The organism is Hoylesella shahii (assembly GCF_937990675.1).
Classification (GTDB): Bacteria; Bacteroidota; Bacteroidia; order Bacteroidales; family Bacteroidaceae; genus Prevotella; species Prevotella shahii.
Genome location: NZ_CALKQY010000062.1, coordinates 1 through 16,624 on the forward strand (window position 1 = coordinate 1; position 16,624 = coordinate 16,624).

General features: G+C 46.2%; 11 protein-coding genes. 4 read left to right on the plus strand and 7 right to left on the minus strand.

The annotated features are described in order from the left end of the window. The 5 genes from QME03_RS08955 to QME03_RS08975 all read right to left on the minus strand — a co-directional run. Positions 1–207, minus strand: a 207-nt coding sequence (locus QME03_RS08955; protein ID WP_281724152.1) for a hypothetical protein, incomplete at its 3' end; no start/stop codon positions are given. Between the two features lie 51 nt (positions 208–258). Continuing rightward, positions 259–420, minus strand: a complete 162-nt coding sequence (locus tag QME03_RS08960; RefSeq protein WP_273264334.1) for a helix-turn-helix domain-containing protein — start codon at positions 418–420, stop codon at positions 259–261. A 259-nt stretch (positions 421–679) separates the two neighbouring features. Further along, entirely contained in the window at positions 680–898 is a 219-nt protein-coding gene (locus tag QME03_RS08965; RefSeq protein WP_281724153.1) for an SGNH/GDSL hydrolase N-terminal domain-containing protein, read from the minus strand. Positions 899–1,167: 269 nt separating this feature from the next. Then, complete coding sequence (locus tag QME03_RS08970; protein WP_273148455.1) at positions 1,168–2,931, minus strand: RagB/SusD family nutrient uptake outer membrane protein; 1,764 nt, start codon at positions 2,929–2,931, stop codon at positions 1,168–1,170. Between the two features lie 28 nt (positions 2,932–2,959). Further along, positions 2,960–6,163: a SusC/RagA family TonB-linked outer membrane protein gene (locus QME03_RS08975; RefSeq protein ID WP_281724154.1), complete on the minus strand. Its 3,204-nt coding sequence runs from the start codon at positions 6,161–6,163 to the stop codon at positions 2,960–2,962. 285 nt (positions 6,164–6,448) lie between these two features. Between QME03_RS08975 and QME03_RS08980 the strand changes: the two genes are divergently transcribed. The 4 genes from QME03_RS08980 to QME03_RS08995 all read left to right on the plus strand — a co-directional run bounded on the left by QME03_RS08980 (position 6,449) and on the right by QME03_RS08995 (position 13,980). After that, entirely contained in the window at positions 6,449–7,093 is a 645-nt protein-coding gene (locus QME03_RS08980) for an NAD(P)H-binding protein (RefSeq protein ID WP_281724155.1), read from the plus strand. Positions 7,094–7,287: 194 nt separating this feature from the next. Next, the gene (locus QME03_RS08985) at positions 7,288–8,412 is read left to right on the plus strand and encodes an acyltransferase family protein (protein ID WP_281724156.1); all 1,125 of its coding nucleotides are present in this window, start codon (positions 7,288–7,290) and stop codon (positions 8,410–8,412) included. 213 nt (positions 8,413–8,625) lie between these two features. Continuing rightward, complete coding sequence (locus tag QME03_RS08990) at positions 8,626–13,521, plus strand: RecQ family ATP-dependent DNA helicase (RefSeq protein ID WP_281724157.1); 4,896 nt, start codon at positions 8,626–8,628, stop codon at positions 13,519–13,521. Positions 13,522–13,602: 81 nt separating this feature from the next. Further along, positions 13,603–13,980 (plus strand): hypothetical protein, encoded by a 378-nt coding sequence (locus tag QME03_RS08995; RefSeq protein ID WP_281724158.1) that lies wholly within the window; start codon positions 13,603–13,605, stop codon positions 13,978–13,980. A 344-nt stretch (positions 13,981–14,324) separates the two neighbouring features. Here QME03_RS08995 and QME03_RS09000 read toward each other — a convergent pair whose 3' ends face one another. Together QME03_RS09000 and QME03_RS09005 are read right to left on the minus strand one after the other, a co-directional pair. Continuing rightward, the gene (locus tag QME03_RS09000; RefSeq protein WP_281724159.1) at positions 14,325–15,113 is read right to left on the minus strand and encodes a porin family protein; all 789 of its coding nucleotides are present in this window, start codon (positions 15,111–15,113) and stop codon (positions 14,325–14,327) included. A gap of 6 nt (positions 15,114–15,119) precedes the next feature. Then, a complete protein-coding gene (locus tag QME03_RS09005) occupies positions 15,120–16,238 on the minus strand; it encodes a PCMD domain-containing protein (protein ID WP_281724160.1) in 1,119 nt (372 codons plus the stop codon). Positions 16,239–16,624 lie beyond the last annotated feature (386 nt).

A 16,624-nucleotide genomic window follows, 5' to 3' on the forward strand; every position in this document is an offset into this window, starting at 1 on the left:
TTTCAATGTTTGTTCATATTCACCTGCATATTCAGGATTTAGTTTCTTAAACTGAACCTTAAAAACTTCTAATAAAATATTGGTGTTTGGGTCGTATATTGTACCAGCTTCGCTTTCATGAATTCTTCCCCAATATTTATATCCTAAGCGTGTCAGATGTACCATTGCGGGCATCTGTACTCTGGTTGCTTCATTGAATTTTCCCATAGCATTCTACTTCTTTAATGTAGGTCTTAACAAATCACGAATATCTACTTCCTATACCTCGGCAACCTTGACAAGATTATCAAGAGAGGGCTGTACTTTATTTGAACACCAGCGTGATACTGTATTCTCTGTATGTCCCACTTGATTAGCTAACCATTTGCCCGAAACCTGCTTTCCCACTAATACGGATTTAATCCGATTTATTGCCTTCATCTGTAAATTTTCTTTCATCGTTTGTTAAAAGTATCACACACAAAATTAAGCATTCAATGCCATAATTCCAAGCAAATAAGGATATTATTACTGTACAATGATAATTTTCTTCTTTTTGAATGTTTTTCGTTGGCAATAATGTATCTTTGCAACATTAAATAAGTGGTCCTTGAAGCATTGCAGAATAAAGAAAGGGAAAGAAACTCGCTCGTTTCCAAATCGTAAACCTTTTACCCTTTATTCTTTCTTATTTTGTTGATTATCTGAAAGATACAAAATATAGAATCTTTTCGGGCATATTGCGTTGCAACCTTTCGGGCATGCGGGCATAAGAGCCTTTTATCTCTTCGTTCCATGCTCTGCCACTGATGCAGCTTGGGGAGGTTTCCATGGGGTTATACCATGTAAAAGATTGGGCGTGCGCTTGCAGAGTAAGGCCAATCAGCAGGCAGAATGTGGCTTGGATAAGTTTCAGCATACCTTTAAGTTGTGTTGATATTGTTTATTTAGATGCGGTTTTTGAGGTTGCGTGCAACCATTTAGTGTTGCAAATTTACAACAACTATTTGTAAAAGTTGCGCAACGCACGAATAATTATTGAGCCTACGCGTGCAAACCCATAAGGCACATGGTCGAAATATGGGCGTAAAAAAAAGCGAGCGAAACCGGGGTTAGCCTTTGTTTCGCTCGCTTATTGGTTTTACGCAGCCGATGTGTACAAAGCATTTAACACATCAGGCATGGTGTTTATTCCCAGTTGGGGTTTTGTGTTAGGGCCTTGTTAAGCACCAATTCTTGCTTAGGCAGCGGATAGAGGAAACGGCGGTCGTTGGCTTTCCATTTTCTACCAGCGTCGTCGAGTTGCTTAGCAGCCTTGTATTGATACAAGTACGTAGCGCCATTGTAGCTCACGGTTGGGCGTCCGTTTTGTCCGTCGAACGTACCAGCGGGGAATTCGCTAACAGACAGCGGAGTAATCTTAATGCCCAGCATCGTTTTGGGGTTCTCCATCAGTTTCATAGCGTTCCATCGTTTCAAGTCGTCTAGTCTAAAACCTTCGGCCACAAGTTCGATGCGTCGTTCGCGTCTAATCTCGTAAATAAGGTTAGAGAGCGAGTAGCCATAGTTAATGGGTTTAGCATCGGCAACGGGCGAAGTGGTTAGGTGAGGCATACCCACGCGGTCGCGCAGTTTATTGATGGTTTTATCCAGCACGTCTTGAGTGCAAGTGCCCAGTTCGGCGTTAGCTTCGGCGTTGATGAGCAGCACTTCGGCATAGCGATACACAAACCAGTCGAATGTAGAGTTGCGCGCTTCTTGTTGCACGGTGTTGGCGTGGTGGAACTTCACGCAGTCGTATCCCGTTACGCTTTTGCTTGCCCCCACGCGGTTAGCCGGTTCGTTCAGTATGCGTTCACCATTTCTCACATAGTAGGGTTTGTGGTTGTTGTCTACAATTTGATATAGACGCGGGTCGCGGTTGGTAATTTCCTTCTCCAGGTTATCATCTCCAGCATAGCCCGAGCCCGTGTTATAGATGGGCGTGCCATCCTTCATAAGGAACGATTCCACGAAGTCTTTCGACAATCCCATGCCACCATTTTGCACCTGTCTGCCCAGTTCGTGCGTTAGCACCGAAGGTTCGTAGAATCTAGCAAGGATGCATTCTTTATTGGCCGAGAGGTCTTCTTGCGTAAATTGGTTAGAGTAATACAAGGGATAACCGCTGAAAGGCATTTGGTCGCAACCAGCATCCGAGCCTTTAACGATTTCGAATTTGCCCGAATTCATCAGCGTGTCGGTTTGTGCCACAGCTTCTTTGAGCAGTGCGTTAGCCGAGAGTGCGCCAGTTCCAGTTTGGTTATGATATTTTTTATACGTACCAAAATGTAGGCAAACGCGTGCCAATTGCGTGCGTGCGGCCTCTTTGTTTAAGCGTCCCGATTCGGCCAAAGCCTTTTCGGGTAGCCATTTAATGGCATATTTAAAGTCGTCTATCACCTTTGCAATCACCACGTCTTGCGGGTCGCGAGCTTTGTATAGTTGTTCGGTGTCGTCGGTTTGCAAGTCTTTGTCGTAGAAAGGCACGTCTCCAAACATTTTTACTTTGCTGAAATAGAGCAAGCCTCTAAAGAACCTCACTTCGGCCACATACTTATTAATTTCGTTTTCGCTACCTTGTGCAGTTTGGTAACGAGAGAGGAAATAGTTGCACGATCTAATGTTTCCCCAGTCCCATCCATTGTTTCCCGAAGCCTCGGTGGGCACGGTCATTTCGTCAAAGAGATACGAGCTGTAGTTAGACGTAACGAAGTTGTCGCTAGTATTGTCTAGCGTAGCCGAGGGGCTGCTGAGCAATCCATAAAGTCCGTTGGCATAAAGTTTGAGGTCTTTGGAAGATTTCCAGTAGCTTTGGTCGGTAAACGAGTCGAGTGGAGACAAGTCTGTATAATCACACGCAGCAGCCATTCCAGCGAGTAGAGCCAGTGCGATATAATTTTTAAATTTCATAATCATTGTTGTTTGTGATGGTTACACATCAGAAAGTTAAATTCAAACCTACAGCAATTTTCCTGTTAATGGGGTAGGTCATGTTGTTTAAGGTCTCTGGGTCGAACGCCTTGATGAGCGAAGTAAAGGTGAGAAGGTTTTCACCTGTTACATACACTCTAAGTCGCGACACGCCAATTTTGTCGAGAATGTTTCTTGGCAGTGTGTAGCCCAGGGTTACATTCTTGAGTCGGCAGTAGCTAGCGTTTTGCAGATAGCGTGTGCTCGTGTTGCGGTTACCGCCATTAGCCCATCCCAGACGTGGGAAGAAGGCGTTGGTGTTTTCGGGTGTCCAGTAGTCGAGCGAAGTGGTAAGTGGCGTTTGCCATTCGTTGGTGAAGCCCCAGTAAGCAGCCGAGCCACTGCCAGGGAACCAGTCGCGTTTACCAATACCTTGCCAGAACATTTCAAAGTCGATGCCTTTATATTCCAGTCCGGCAGTGATACCGAATGCAAATCGAGGCGTTGAGTTACCAATAATTTTTCTGTCTCCAGGGTTAGCCAGGGTGTTGTCGCCAATGTCAATTTTGTTATTACCGTCAAGGTCTTCAAAACGCACGTCACCAGCAGTCCATTTACCGCCATAGAGGTAAGATTGGTTAGCGTGTGCATTAGCCTCTTGTTCGGTTTGGAACAAGCCATTAGATACATATCCCCATATTTCGTTCATTTTACGTCCAACGTAATATTGGCTAATCAGTCCAGTGGGGTTATTAAATTTGGTGATGGTAGACTGATAGTCTGACAATACACCCTTTACGTGATAAGACAAGCCATTGGCCAATCTGTCGTTCCATTCCAAAGAAAGTTCCCATCCCACTGTTTTCAAGTTAGCTGCATTTTGGCGTGGCACACTAGCTCCGAGTACTGCGGGCAGCACTTCGCCATCGGTAAGCATGTCTTTGGTGTTGCGACGATACCAGTCGAACGAAGCACTAAGGCGGTTGCGCAGGAATGCAGCATCAAAGCCAAAGTCTATTTGGTTAACCGTTTCCCAGGTAAACGACGAGCTAACCAGTCCAGGAGCAAACACAGCCACGGGGCGTCCGCCACCCAGCAAAGCACCATATTTGGTGTTGATGCCATAAGTAGCGAGGTAGGGGAAGTTGCCATTAACGGCTTGATTACCCAGCGAACCATAAGAAACGCGTAGCTTCATGTTGTCCCACCACGATTTAACGCCTTCGAAGAATTTCTCTTCAGAGATGCGCCAAGCGGCCGAGATAGAGGGGAAGAACTGGTAGCGATGTCCCTTTTTAAACTTCGACGAGCCATCGTAACGGCCGTTGAGTTCAAGCAAGTATCTACCTTTGTAGTCGTAGTTAAATCTAGCGAAAGTGCCGTTTACAGCCCATTGTCCCATGTTTCCGTCGATGGCCATATCGCCGATGGCTTGGTTGATGGCAGGATTTTCGGGGTCGATGAGGTCTTTACGTCCAGCGTAATAGTATTGTGTGCGTTTTTTTTCTTGGTTATAGCCCACCATAAACTTCATGTTATGGTCGTTGTTGCCCAATGAGAGATTGTATTCGGCAAAGGCATTAAACGAGGAGTAGTAATCGTCGCTGTTAGATCGGGTAACACTACTGGGGTTGGTCCAGGGGTAATAGTTTTCTGTTCCAGGTACAGCTGTATAGTCGTAGAAGTTGCGAACGTGTTGAGTAGAAGCCCATCCATAGTAGTTCCAGGTGTAGTCGGCATTCACAATAAGTCCCTTAATGGGGGTGAGTTTCACGCCAGCCGTCATCCAAAGGTCGTTTTGGCGATAGCGAGCGTTACCGCCTTGCGCCTGAATAGCCACGGGGTTGGTAAAGTTTCCTTGACCAGCATAATGTCCGTCGGGGTGTTTAACGGGCATCAGCGGACTAAGGTCGGATTTCATCATACCGCTATAAGCCGACAAACCCGAGTAGGCAGTGTTGTTCATTGCAGTTGTACCACCAGTGGGGTGCATCTCGGTTGTATACGTATGCGCAATCTTAGCCGATACTTCCATCCAAGGAGTAAGCTCAGAGGTGACGTTGATGTTGGCGTTGTACTTATTGTATTTTTCATCGGTGGCCTTCAAGATACCGCCTTGGTTGTTAGACCCCAGCGACACATAGTAGCGCGTTTTTTGGCTACCGCCACTAATGCTAGCGTTATAAATCTGCGAGAACGAAGTTTTATACAATTCGTTCCACCAGTCGGTGTTTCCGTTATAGCCATATTTAAAGGCGCTATAAGATTTGTCGAAGAACACAGGTTGGTCGTAGGTGCCGTTAACATATTTCTCTGTATACTCGTAAACCAGAGGGTTAAAGTAGTGTCCGCTACCGCCACTGTTTTGATAAGCAATGTCAATCATCTTGAGATAGTCAAGCGAATTAACGTTGTGCATTTCTACAGCAGGACTCTGCCAGTATCCCGAAGCCGAGAATTGAACCGTTGGTCGCGAGTTGAGTTTACCCTTTTTGGTGGTGATAAGAATAACACCATAAGCAGCTCTAGCACCATAGATGGCAGCCGAGGCCGCGTCTTTGAGCACCGAAATCGACTCGATGTCGTCGGGGTTCACCAAGTTGGCATCCATTTGCACGTTGTCTACCAGCACCAGTGGTTCGCCACCATTGAGCGAAGTGGTACCACGCACGTTGAAAGAAGCGCCAGCACCAGGAGCGCCACCGTGTCCCATGGATACGTTAAGGTTGGGCACAACACCCTGCAAACCTTGTCCGATGTTGCTGATGGGTCGGTTTTCCAGCACACTACCATTCACCGATGCCACAGCACCCGTAAGGTTGGCTTTCTTTTGTGTGCCATAACCCACCACAACCACCTCGTTGAGGTCGTTCACACTGCTTTGCAACACCACCTGCATGCCTTCTTGCGCTTTCACCGTTTGGGGCTTAAAGCCCGTGTACGAGAATGTGAGCAGCGAGCCGGGAGCAGCATTCACCGAGAAATTTCCATCGATGTCTGTCACCGTTCCGTTACCTCCGCCAGACACTTTCACCGTAACACCGGTGAGCGGTTCGCCAGAATCGCTGGTTACTGAGCCTTTAATTAGCCCAACTGGTCTAGTTTGTTGAATTACGTTTTTTTGTGCTCCTACCGCAGTAACGGGCAAAAGCATCATGCCACATACAAATGTGGTGCTTCGCAATAGATGGTAAAGACGCATCTGTTGCACTTCGCAGATCAATTTTCTCATGTTTATATAAGTCAAAATGTTTATAGTTCTTGGGCTTGATTGTTTTTTTACGACTGCAAAGATAAACGATTATTTTTTTAAACAAGCATTTCTTAGTTCATAAAATTCTGTAAAATTTAGACGTGCTAACACTAGTTTACTTGGCTTTTTCTTTATTTTAAACACAGTATTCTCTGAAGTTTTGCCCTTGCAATGAGGTTAAAACGAAAGCATAACGAAGAATTTGGTTAGGAATATTAAAAATATTAACTTTGCAATAACACAAACATCATTCAGTATTTAAATATGAAAGCCATAGTAATAGGCGCTACAGGAGCAGTGGGCAAAGACTTGGTGGAACAGCTTTTGGCCGACGAAAGCGTTGAGCAAGTACACATCTTTGTTAGGCGCGACCCACAATTGGGCACGCCAGCTAAGCTAGTAACCCACGTGGTAGACTTTAATCAGCCCCAAGCTTGGCAACACCTGGTGCAGGGCGATGTGCTGTTTTCGTGCATGGGCACCACCCTAAAGGCAGCAGGAAGCCAAGCAGCACAATACACCGTAGATTATACCTATCAGTTTAATTTTGCCGAAGCAGCAGCTCGCAACCAAGTGCCAGCCCTCGTGTTGCTGTCGGCAGCCAAGGCCAATGCGCAGTCGCGCTTGTTTTATATGCGCATAAAAGGCGAATTAGAAGTGGCAGTAGCGCAGCTAGGTTTTAAGCAATTGTGCATTGTTCGTCCGCCTTTGCTCATCCGAAAGGGAACAGATAGGTTGAACGAGAAAATCGCCAATGCCGTTCTGTCCTTCTTTAATGCTTTGGGATTGTTCAAACAACAGCGCCCCATGCCCACACACATCGTTGCGCAATGCATGGTGGCCGTGGCAAAAAACGGTTGTGTAGGAACACTCGAACCAGCAGAAATTTGGGCCGAAGGAGATAAATAGGCATACCAAGTGGTAATATTTGAAAGATGTATGCACGAGCAACAAAGCAAACTTGTTGTGCTACGTGCCCCATTGAGCGTTGTAAGCAAGCGCGAGAGCACGTCTTTGAGCTAGGAGTAGCGCGAAGGAAGGAGCCCAAAAGAGCAGCATTCCCTTATCATATTGACTTATAAATCCTTAATCCCAACCCACAAATGAACCCCAGCCCCATCTCGGCCGGCGCATTTGCCGACACCAAGCCCCACTATCATTTGCTCGACGGACTGCGCGGAGTGGCAGCCCTTGTGGTGATTTGTTTCCACATAGGCGAAGACTTTGCCACAAACAGCCTCACACATTATTTTAGTCATGGTTATTTGGCCGTGGATTTCTTTTTTATGCTGTCGGGTTTTGTAATAGGATATGCCTACGACGACCGTCGCAACAGCATGAGTGTAGGCAGCTTTATAAAGCGGCGAGTAATACGTTTGCATCCCATGGTGATAGTAGGCGCACTGTTTGGCGCAGTGATGTTTTACGGTCAGGGTAGCGAATACTTAAATGTGCAAAGCGTACCCTTAGCCCTTTTGGCATTTGCCACGCTGCTAAATATGCTGTTAGTGCCAGCGTGGAGTGGGGTAGAGGTGCGCGGATTTGGCGAGATATTCCCCTTAAACGGACCAGCATGGTCGTTGTTTTTCGAGTATATAGCCAATCTTCTCTATGTGTTGTTTATCCGAAAACTCAGCACCCACCGACTAGCCCTATTGGTATTTGCTATGGCAGGAGCGCTTTTGGGCTATGCCTTAACCAACGAGAGTGGCACTTTAGGCGCGGGTTGGACCTTTGCCAACGGAGGATTTTGGGGAGGAATGCTTCGCGTGATGTTTGCATTCCCAGCAGGTTTGTTGCTCTCTCGTGTGTCGTGCAAGTGCAATATACGAGGTGCTTTCTGGTGGTGTGCCATGGCCATTGCAGCAGTTGCGATGGCTCCACGCATAGGAGGAGAAGGGCAATTGTGGGCAAACGGACTCTACGAAGCCCTTTGTGTGCTAGTGGTTTTCCCCTTGATGGTGTGGTTAGGGGCATCCGGGCAAACCACCGATGCCCTTTCTACGCGCGTTTGCAACTTTCTTGGCAACATTTCATATCCCCTTTACCTCACTCATTTCCCCCTTCTCTATACCTGTTTTGCTTACGCCAAGCGTAACAACATGCCTTTCTGCGAAACCCTTCCGCAAATACTGGCATTGATTTTTGCCTGCATAGCCCTAGCATGGTTATGCCTAAAATACTATGATGTGCCAGTGAGGCGATGGTTGCAACGTCGGTTGGCGTGAGAGAAGAAAGAGGATTTAATGCAGGTAGAGCGCAACTCCTTTTGTGAGAAAGATGTAGCGAAAAGCCTAAAAAGAGTTGGATGTTATTGTGATTATACGTAAATTTGCCCTATTGCAGAGCAAAGAATAAGGGCGGTTGGTCATATTGCTGTGCGTAATGCACAAGAAAACGGCCACCAAAAACGGCCCAAACCGTTACCATCATACTTGATTATGGCCATATGGAACCGACTTTGGGGAACAAAACACAACAATAATAAAGCAAATATTGTTGGAAACGAAGGTGTGGGAGCAAGCAACACCTCGCTGCGTTATGCCTTTGTGGATACAGAAATAGGAGGAAAAAACCATCAGGTGCGCGACATTGGCGCATTGCGAAGTGATGGTGCAATCTTTCATCAAGCCTCGAAAGCCGAACTGTTAAACTTTCTTCGCGATGTTGATTTTATATGTGGGCACAACATTGTGCATCACGATGCCAAATATCTTTTTACCCATGACGAGCAACAGCAATGGCATTTGGTAGATACACTTTATCTCTCGCCGTTGCTTTTCCCTGAACGTCCCTACCACAAGTTAGTGAAAGACGACAAGCTAATCGTAGAAGAACTGAATAATCCAGTTAACGATTGCGAGAAAACAAAAGACTTACTTCACGACGAAATAGCCCACTGGAAGGCCTTGCCAAGCCACAAACGCCTTGTGTTTGCCTCGTTGTTGTGGGGGCAGCGCGAGTTTGAGGGCTTTTTGCGCATGGTGAATGCAGAGCCAAAGCAAGCCCATGTGTCGCAACTGATAGTGGAACACTATGGCGAAAAGATTTGCAGCAACGCCCCATTGGCAGATATTATTGCCCAATATCCTTGCGAACTGGCCTATGCACTGGCACTTATCGACACCACCGACCATCGTTCGGTTACGCCAGGCTGGGTGTTATGCACCTATCCAAAGGTGGAATATGTGATGAAGCTTTTGCGAAACACACCTTGTAAGCAGGGTTGCCGATATTGCAAGGCGCAACTGGATGCGATAAAAGGTTTAGAAACCCATTTTGGGTTTAACGCTTTTCGCACTTACGAGGGCGAACCACTACAACAACAAGCAGTAGAAGCAGCCATGAAAGGGCAGTCGTTGTTGGCCATATTCCCCACAGGAGGTGGCAAGTCGCTCACTTTTCAGTTACCAGCACTTATGGCCGGCGCTGCGGTGCATGGACTAACGGTGGTTATTTCGCCCTTACAGTCGCTCATGAAAGACCAAGTAGACAATCTTGCCGAGCGTGGAATAACCGATGCAGTAAGCATAAACGGCTTGCTCGACCCCATAGAACGTAGCGTGGCAATCGAGCGAGTGCAGAATGGCGATGCCTCGTTGCTGTATATTTCGCCCGAGATGCTTCGTTCAAAAACCATAGAACGCGTTTTGTGCATGCGCCATGTGGTGCGCTTTGTGATAGACGAAGCCCACTGTTTGTCGTCGTGGGGACAAGAATTTAGGGTGGATTATCTCTATATCGGTAAGTTTGTGAATTGGCTTCAAAAGCAACGACTCAACCAACAGCCCATAGCCATTTCGTGTTTCACGGCAACAGCCAAGCAAAAAGTGGTGCAAGACATCTGCGATTACTTTCGTGAGACCCTCAATATGGAACTGCAACTCTATGCATCATCGGCAACAAGAACGAATTTGATGTATAGTGTGATACACACCGAAGACGATAATGACAAATATTTGAAGCTTCGCGCGCTGATGACGGCTAGCAATTGTCCTGCCATTGTGTATGTGTCGCGCACAAAACGCACAAAAGAACTTGCCCAACGACTAACGCGTGACGGTTTTGACGCACTGCCTTTTAACGGCAAAATGGACGCCGACGAAAAGACAGAAAACCAAGAAGCCTTTATGAACGATAGGGTACGCATCATTGTTGCTACCTCGGCGTTTGGCATGGGCGTAGATAAGAAAGACGTGGGATTGGTGGTGCATTACAATATATCCGACTCGTTGGAGAATTATGGTCAAGAAGCAGGACGCGCCGGACGCGACCCTAGTCTCAATGCAAAGTGCTACGTGCTGTATAGCGATAACGATTTGGAGAAGCATTTTATAATGCTGAACCAATCAAAACTGAGCATCAGCGAAATACAGCAGGTGTGGAAAGCAGTGAAATATCTTACTAAAATGCGCGAAGGAGTGAACTGTTCGGCGTTGGAAATAGCCCGACAAGCAGGCTGGGACGACTCGGTGAGCGACGTTGAGACACGCGTGCGAACAGCATTGTCGGCTTTAGAAGAAGCAGGTTTTTTGGTGAGAGGAAGCAATGTACCGCAGGTCTTTGCCTCGGGCATCACCGTTAAGAATATGGATGAGGCTCGTAAGCGCATTGATGCCTCAATACTCTTTGATGAAGCAGAGGCCGAAAAGGCAGTGCGCGTAATAAAATCGCTCATCTCGAGAAAGAATACCGTGAAGTCGAGAGATGCTGAAGGCGAAGCACGAATAGACTATTTGGCCGACACCTTGGGCATAACTAAGGCCGAAGTGATGTCGGTGGTGTTGAGTATGCGCCAAGAAGGCCTTCTTGCCGACACCGAAGACATGATTGCTTACTTGCGCGACACAGGCGAAACCGAACGCAAATCTAATGTGCTGCTTGATAAGTTTGCCAAACTAGAACGGCACATCCTTACGCAATTGCCCAACGACCCACTGCTCACAACCTATAAACAACTTAACGATAACGCTGTGCACCACGGCATCGACGAAGCTAAAGAGAAAGATATACGCACATTGCTCTACTTTTTAACCATCAAGGGCTATATGCGAAAGAAAGAAAATGCTGCGCATTATGTGGAGTTGCGTAGGATGTTTGAGGCTGATGTGCTGGTGCAACGTTTTGAAAGACGGCTGCAAATATGTCGCTTTGCGGTGGAATGGCTTTATAAGTTGATACAAAAGTCAGGTGATGATGGTGCATCCAACAAGCCAGTGACCTTCTCGGTGGTTGGTTTGCTCCATGATATGAAGGCGCAAGGCGGGTCGCTCTTTAGTTCGTTTGCCGACTTACAGCTCGAAGAGGTGAAAGAGGCGTTGCTTTATCTGGCCAAAATAGGTGCGCTTAAGCTGGATGGAGGCTTTCTTGTGATATACAATGCCATGCATATTAAGCGTGTGAAAGACAATAGAGCACGATTTAGTAAAGACGATTATCGCGTGCTCGACGAGTTTTATCGACAACGAATACAACAGATACACATCGTGGGCGAGTACGCCAATATGATGGTGAAGGATTACAATGCAGCGCAACAGTTTGTTAAAGACTATTTCCAAATGGACTATCGCCGGTTTGTTACCAAATATTTTAAGGGCGAACGACTGAACGAAATATCGCGCAACCTTACCCCTGCGAAGCATAAAGAGCTGTTTGGCCATCTGTCGGCATGCCAAAAGCAAATCATTGCCGATAAGGAAACACGTTGCATTGTTGTGGCAGCAGGACCAGGGAGTGGTAAAACGCGCGTGCTGGTGCACAAATTGGCATCGCTGTTGCTACTTGAAGACGTGAAGCACGAGCAACTGTTGATGCTCACTTTCTCGCGAGCAGCTGCCACAGAGTTTAAACAACGACTGTTACAATTGGTGGGCAATGCCGCTCATTTTGTGGAGATTAAAACCTTTCATGCCTATTGTTTCGACTTGCTTGGGCGTATTGGTAATCTAGAAGACGCCAAAAACGTGGTGAAACGAGCTGCCCAAATGATTAACGAAGGTGAGGTTGAACCAAACAAAATTGGTAAGGCCGTGTTGGTGATAGATGAAGCTCAAGACATGGGAGAGGCCGAATATGCCTTGGTTGAGGCCTTAATGGCACAGAATGAAGAGATGCGTGTGATTGCTGTTGGCGATGACGACCAGAATATCTACGAGTTCAGAGGTTCTAATTCGGTCTACATGCAACGCTTAGCACAGGCTGAGGGAAGCAAACTCATAGAGATGACAGACAACTACCGAAGCGATATCCACCCCGTGGCTTTTGCAAATAATTTTGTGAAAGCCCTACATGGACGTATGAAAACAACGCCAATCACTGCTATACGCAACCAAAATGGATGGGTTGAGGTGGTTCAACATCGGGCTAAATATCTTTATCAGCCTGTGGCAGACGAGTTGGTGAGCCGCAACGATGAAGGAACAACGTGCTTGTTAACCCAAACCAACGAAGAGGCGGTTATGATGTTGGCTTTGTTAAGGCGAAAGGGCATCAATGCAAAGCTTATACAATCGATGGATGGATTTAGGTTTTGGAACATGGCAGAGACCAGATATTTCTTGCGAAAGCTTGAAAAACGTGGTCGAACGGTGATTATTCCTGATGATATTTGGCAAGAAGCTAAACAGATAACATATGCTACTTACGCTAATAGTGAAAGTCTTGTTTACTTGAAACGATGCATAGAAGTGTTTGAACTCACCAATAAAGAGAAGTATGCAACCGATTTTAAGGAGTTTGTTTTCGAGTCGGCGGTGGAAGATTTCTGCGATGTGTCGCGTGCTGATGTTGTTGTGAGCACCATTCATAAGGCTAAAGGTAAAGAGTTTGATAACGTTTATCTGCTTATTGCTGGCTCTTATCCCAAAGACTCCAGTCTGTTGCGCCGTTATTATGTGGCTATCACCCGTGCCAAAAGTAGGTTGTATGTGCACACCAACGCACCTGTTTTTGACGGTTTACCTACAGATGTGCGTATTACCGACAAGCAAGAATATGCTATGCCCAATGAAGTGGTGCTGCAATTATCGCATAAAGACATGTATCTGAATTATTTTAAACAGTGCAAAGCGGATGTTTTGGCGCTGCGTGCTGGCGATGAATTGATGGCTAAAGACAATGTGTTGTACACGCTAGATGGACAAAAACCTGTGGCGATGTTGTCTAAAGCCATGAACGAAACAGTGCGAATGTGGAAGGATAAAGGTTATGATGTGCGTGGTGCAAAAGTGCGATTTGTGGTGGCTTGGCGACCAAAGGATGCTGAAAGAGATGAGGAAGAAACGGCTGTGGCACTGGTAGATTTGCGGTTAATGGCCCGTTCTTCGCATCAAGAATGAAGCTTCTACGATGCCGATGCTCGTTGGTAAAGTTTCTTTTTTTAATAGATGCTGTGTGAAATGTGTAAAAATAATAAGTGTATGAATACAAAACAGTTGATGATTTATATCCTATCTGTGGTGGCAACATTGGCTTGTAGCTTGTTTGCAGGCTGGTCTGTGCGCGACAATTGTGGGGAGTGGCTATCCCTAACGCTGCTGATTGGGGCTGGTGTGGCCTTGTTGATGCAGTTGTATTTCTTAATAAAAGCAGTGCGGGCGGGCCATTTGTGGACGTCGCTTGTCGTTGTTGTGCTTATTACATTGTCGGCTATTGTGGGCGCTGCATTGTTTGTCTTATCTGTACTTGCTTGTGGTTGCCCACGAAGACCAATGCTGATAGAACAAACCGACTCGGTTTATCAACAACCAACAACACCCACTGACTCAACCAACAACGCGGTTGTACTGCCCCAATAGCCTTTGCTAATGGTCGTAACAACCGCGTTGCTTATCATTCCTCTTTGTTCTTGCCCTTTGAGTGGTTCTGTTTTGTAGGTCAATCAAACCCCAATCGGTAATTAGGCCACAATGTTTCCAGGAGTCTTGTTTTGGTGTTGTTTCCTAACATCTTTTGTTTCTTGTCGGCATCTTGCCTGTCTTTGCAAGTTGACGTAGACCGCTACGCCTGCGTTACAAAGACAGGCAATCTGCTCGACAATAAAACAAAATCTGTTTAGACTCTAATCACCGATTTGTGTTAAAGGCCTTTGCTCTGCATTGGGACTAGGGGATAGTAAAACGGCGTTGGGTGAAAGGCTATGTTAGAACACGTAGCCAAACCCAATGTTCATGTATATGGGGTACATGGTGAAGGTGATGGTGTGGAAGTCGCTTGAGAAAATGTTGTTAATCCCATAAGTGAGGTCTGCATTAACGGTGAAATGCTTAAAAGCACGCCACGAACCACCAGCCTGAAAGCCCCAAAGCCAGCGGCGAAGGTTGCTATTAAAATCGTAGACCGCCGTTTTATCGTCGGTGAAGTTAACCTTTTCGCCAACGGGCGACCCACTTCTTAAGTATCCATCGCTAACAAATCCCGAAAATTCGCCATCCATTCTGTACGAGACATAAGGCCCTGCGCGCAGTTTCCATCTGTCGTTTATACGATAAGCACCAAGCACGGGCAGTGTCACAAACGAGCTTTTGTACACCGTGTTCACCTTACCCGTCCAGTTTCCGGCCACACGTTGTCCGCCGTCTATAATCTCCATACCATAGTTTTTCACCGTAGCACCAGTTTCCATGCCCTTTTCTTCCAATCTTAAACCAAGTGTTATACCCAGTTGTCGGTTGCAATTAAGCCATTTGGTCATCATGCCCGCAATGCTTCCATTAAGCTTTGGGCTATAGCTATTAATCTTCCTAATCTCTTTGGGTAAGGGCATCGGACTCGCACCGCCGATGTTTACGCCGGCGCGTACTTCGTATTCCCAACCATTTTTTTCAGATTGCACCAAGCTTTGATTGCGTTCGTCTTGTGCAAAAACCGTTGAAGGCAGTCCAAAAACAAGGGTGGCGAGGGCCAAAAGTGTGTGTATTCTTTTCATCATTAAGCTTTATTCGTGAAACAATTGCAACTCGTCAACCCACAATGTGCTACCAACAGCTCCACGGAAGAAAGCACCTCCCTGACTAGACGACATCACAATGGCCAGGTTATATTGGCCTTTGCGAAGCTTTTCGGGGTCGAGCGTGCGACCCGCCACTGGTTCAAAGGTCATTGAAAAATGTGTCCAAGCATCGGTGGGTTTACGTTCTTTGAACTGTGCCATCATTACAATGCTGGGATGAGTCTTGATGTTGGTGCCGTCGAGGAAAGGTGTTTCGGTGGTACTTTCGTACATCACGGCGTAAATATCAAACGTGTCGCGCGCGTTTTCCAGCACAGTGTTGGTTTTATCGGTGAACTTTGCCCCTGGTTGATATTTGTAATAGCCCGATATGGCAACGGGTGTGTTGCGATATGGCAAACCAAATCGGGTGGACTTAGCCATGTTGAGAATATCTATTTGAAACTCTCCCAAGAACAAATTGCCTGCAGCGATGGGTGCACCGAATGCAATTCCCATTGGTCCGGTGCTTCTTGTCACCAGTTTTACGCATTTCCCAATATATCCATTATCGTCTTGCATGGTGGGATAATCCTTCAAACCTGCGGTTCCATTGGTTATCATAAATCCCGCATTGCCACTGTTCCATTCTGTTTTAGAACCATCGGGCAGTTTCTCATAAATCTTTTCAAACTTCTTGTGCTCCTCTCCCGTGTCGTTGTCCTTAAAGATATAGTAGTCTAAGCCCTCAAAGTGATATTCCGTAGGCACGTCGTTAACCTCGAAACTTACGGTGTAGGTTTTCTTCCATTGTCCATCTTGCGATGTAACAACGTAGGTTTGCGGTTTAGTAAAATCTCTTAGCGTGCCACTAGCAGGCGAGATAGTAGCGCCAGGTGTCAGTTCAAAGCGTGGAGCCAGCTTACTTCTGTCTTCCCATCCATTGATATATAGCTTCACTTCGTTGTTGGTAATCACTGGTTCGCGTATCAGTAAGTCGCCATCCAGTTGAAAAGCGGTGATGTCTGCCTCGGCGTTGAGTGCCTCTTCGCGTATGCAAGCCGTAGAAATAGTGGCCAACGCGAGTGTAGCAACAAAGGCTTTAAATGGTTTTAGAATAATCATAAATCTACTGTTTTGTTGTTTTTTGTGGTGTTAGGCACTCATTGCACATGTTATAGCGTGCGACAAAAGGCAAAAACACGTTGCAAATGTACGACTATTATTTTAAAAAAGTGTGGCTTTCAGTGAGATAATCCACCCAAGGGAGCACAAAGTAGGGGTGTGCGAAGCTACGTTTGCTCAGACTAATAGGCAAAATAGCAAGGCGCCGACCATCTTTTTTGAACAAACTACATAAACGAAACACGCTGCCTCTCTCAACGAGATGCAGCGTATCATTTATGTTTAACTAAAAATTCTTTCTAAACAAATGAAAGCCTCACGGTTTCCATTGTCATCCGTTAAACAATCTAACAATCTACCTTAATCTAATAACTAAAAACCTAAAT

Coding starts and splice junctions, on each gene's coding strand:
- QME03_RS08980 (WP_281724155.1), top strand. CDS start 6,449: ATGAAAGCCATAGTAATAGGCGCTACAGGAGCAGTGGGCAAAGACTTG.
- QME03_RS08975 (WP_281724154.1), bottom strand. CDS start 6,163: ATGAGAAAATTGATCTGCGAAGTGCAACAGATGCGTCTTTACCATCTA.
- QME03_RS08970 (WP_273148455.1), bottom strand. CDS start 2,931: ATGAAATTTAAAAATTATATCGCACTGGCTCTACTCGCTGGAATGGCT.
- QME03_RS09005 (WP_281724160.1), bottom strand. CDS start 16,238: ATGATTATTCTAAAACCATTTAAAGCCTTTGTTGCTACACTCGCGTTG.
- QME03_RS08965 (WP_281724153.1), bottom strand. CDS start 898: ATGCTGAAACTTATCCAAGCCACATTCTGCCTGCTGATTGGCCTTACT.
- QME03_RS09000 (WP_281724159.1), bottom strand. CDS start 15,113: ATGATGAAAAGAATACACACACTTTTGGCCCTCGCCACCCTTGTTTTT.
- QME03_RS08990 (WP_281724157.1), top strand. CDS start 8,626: ATGGCCATATGGAACCGACTTTGGGGAACAAAACACAACAATAATAAA.
- QME03_RS08960 (WP_273264334.1), bottom strand. CDS start 420: ATGAAGGCAATAAATCGGATTAAATCCGTATTAGTGGGAAAGCAGGTT.
- QME03_RS08995 (WP_281724158.1), top strand. CDS start 13,603: ATGAATACAAAACAGTTGATGATTTATATCCTATCTGTGGTGGCAACA.
- QME03_RS08985 (WP_281724156.1), top strand. CDS start 7,288: ATGAACCCCAGCCCCATCTCGGCCGGCGCATTTGCCGACACCAAGCCC.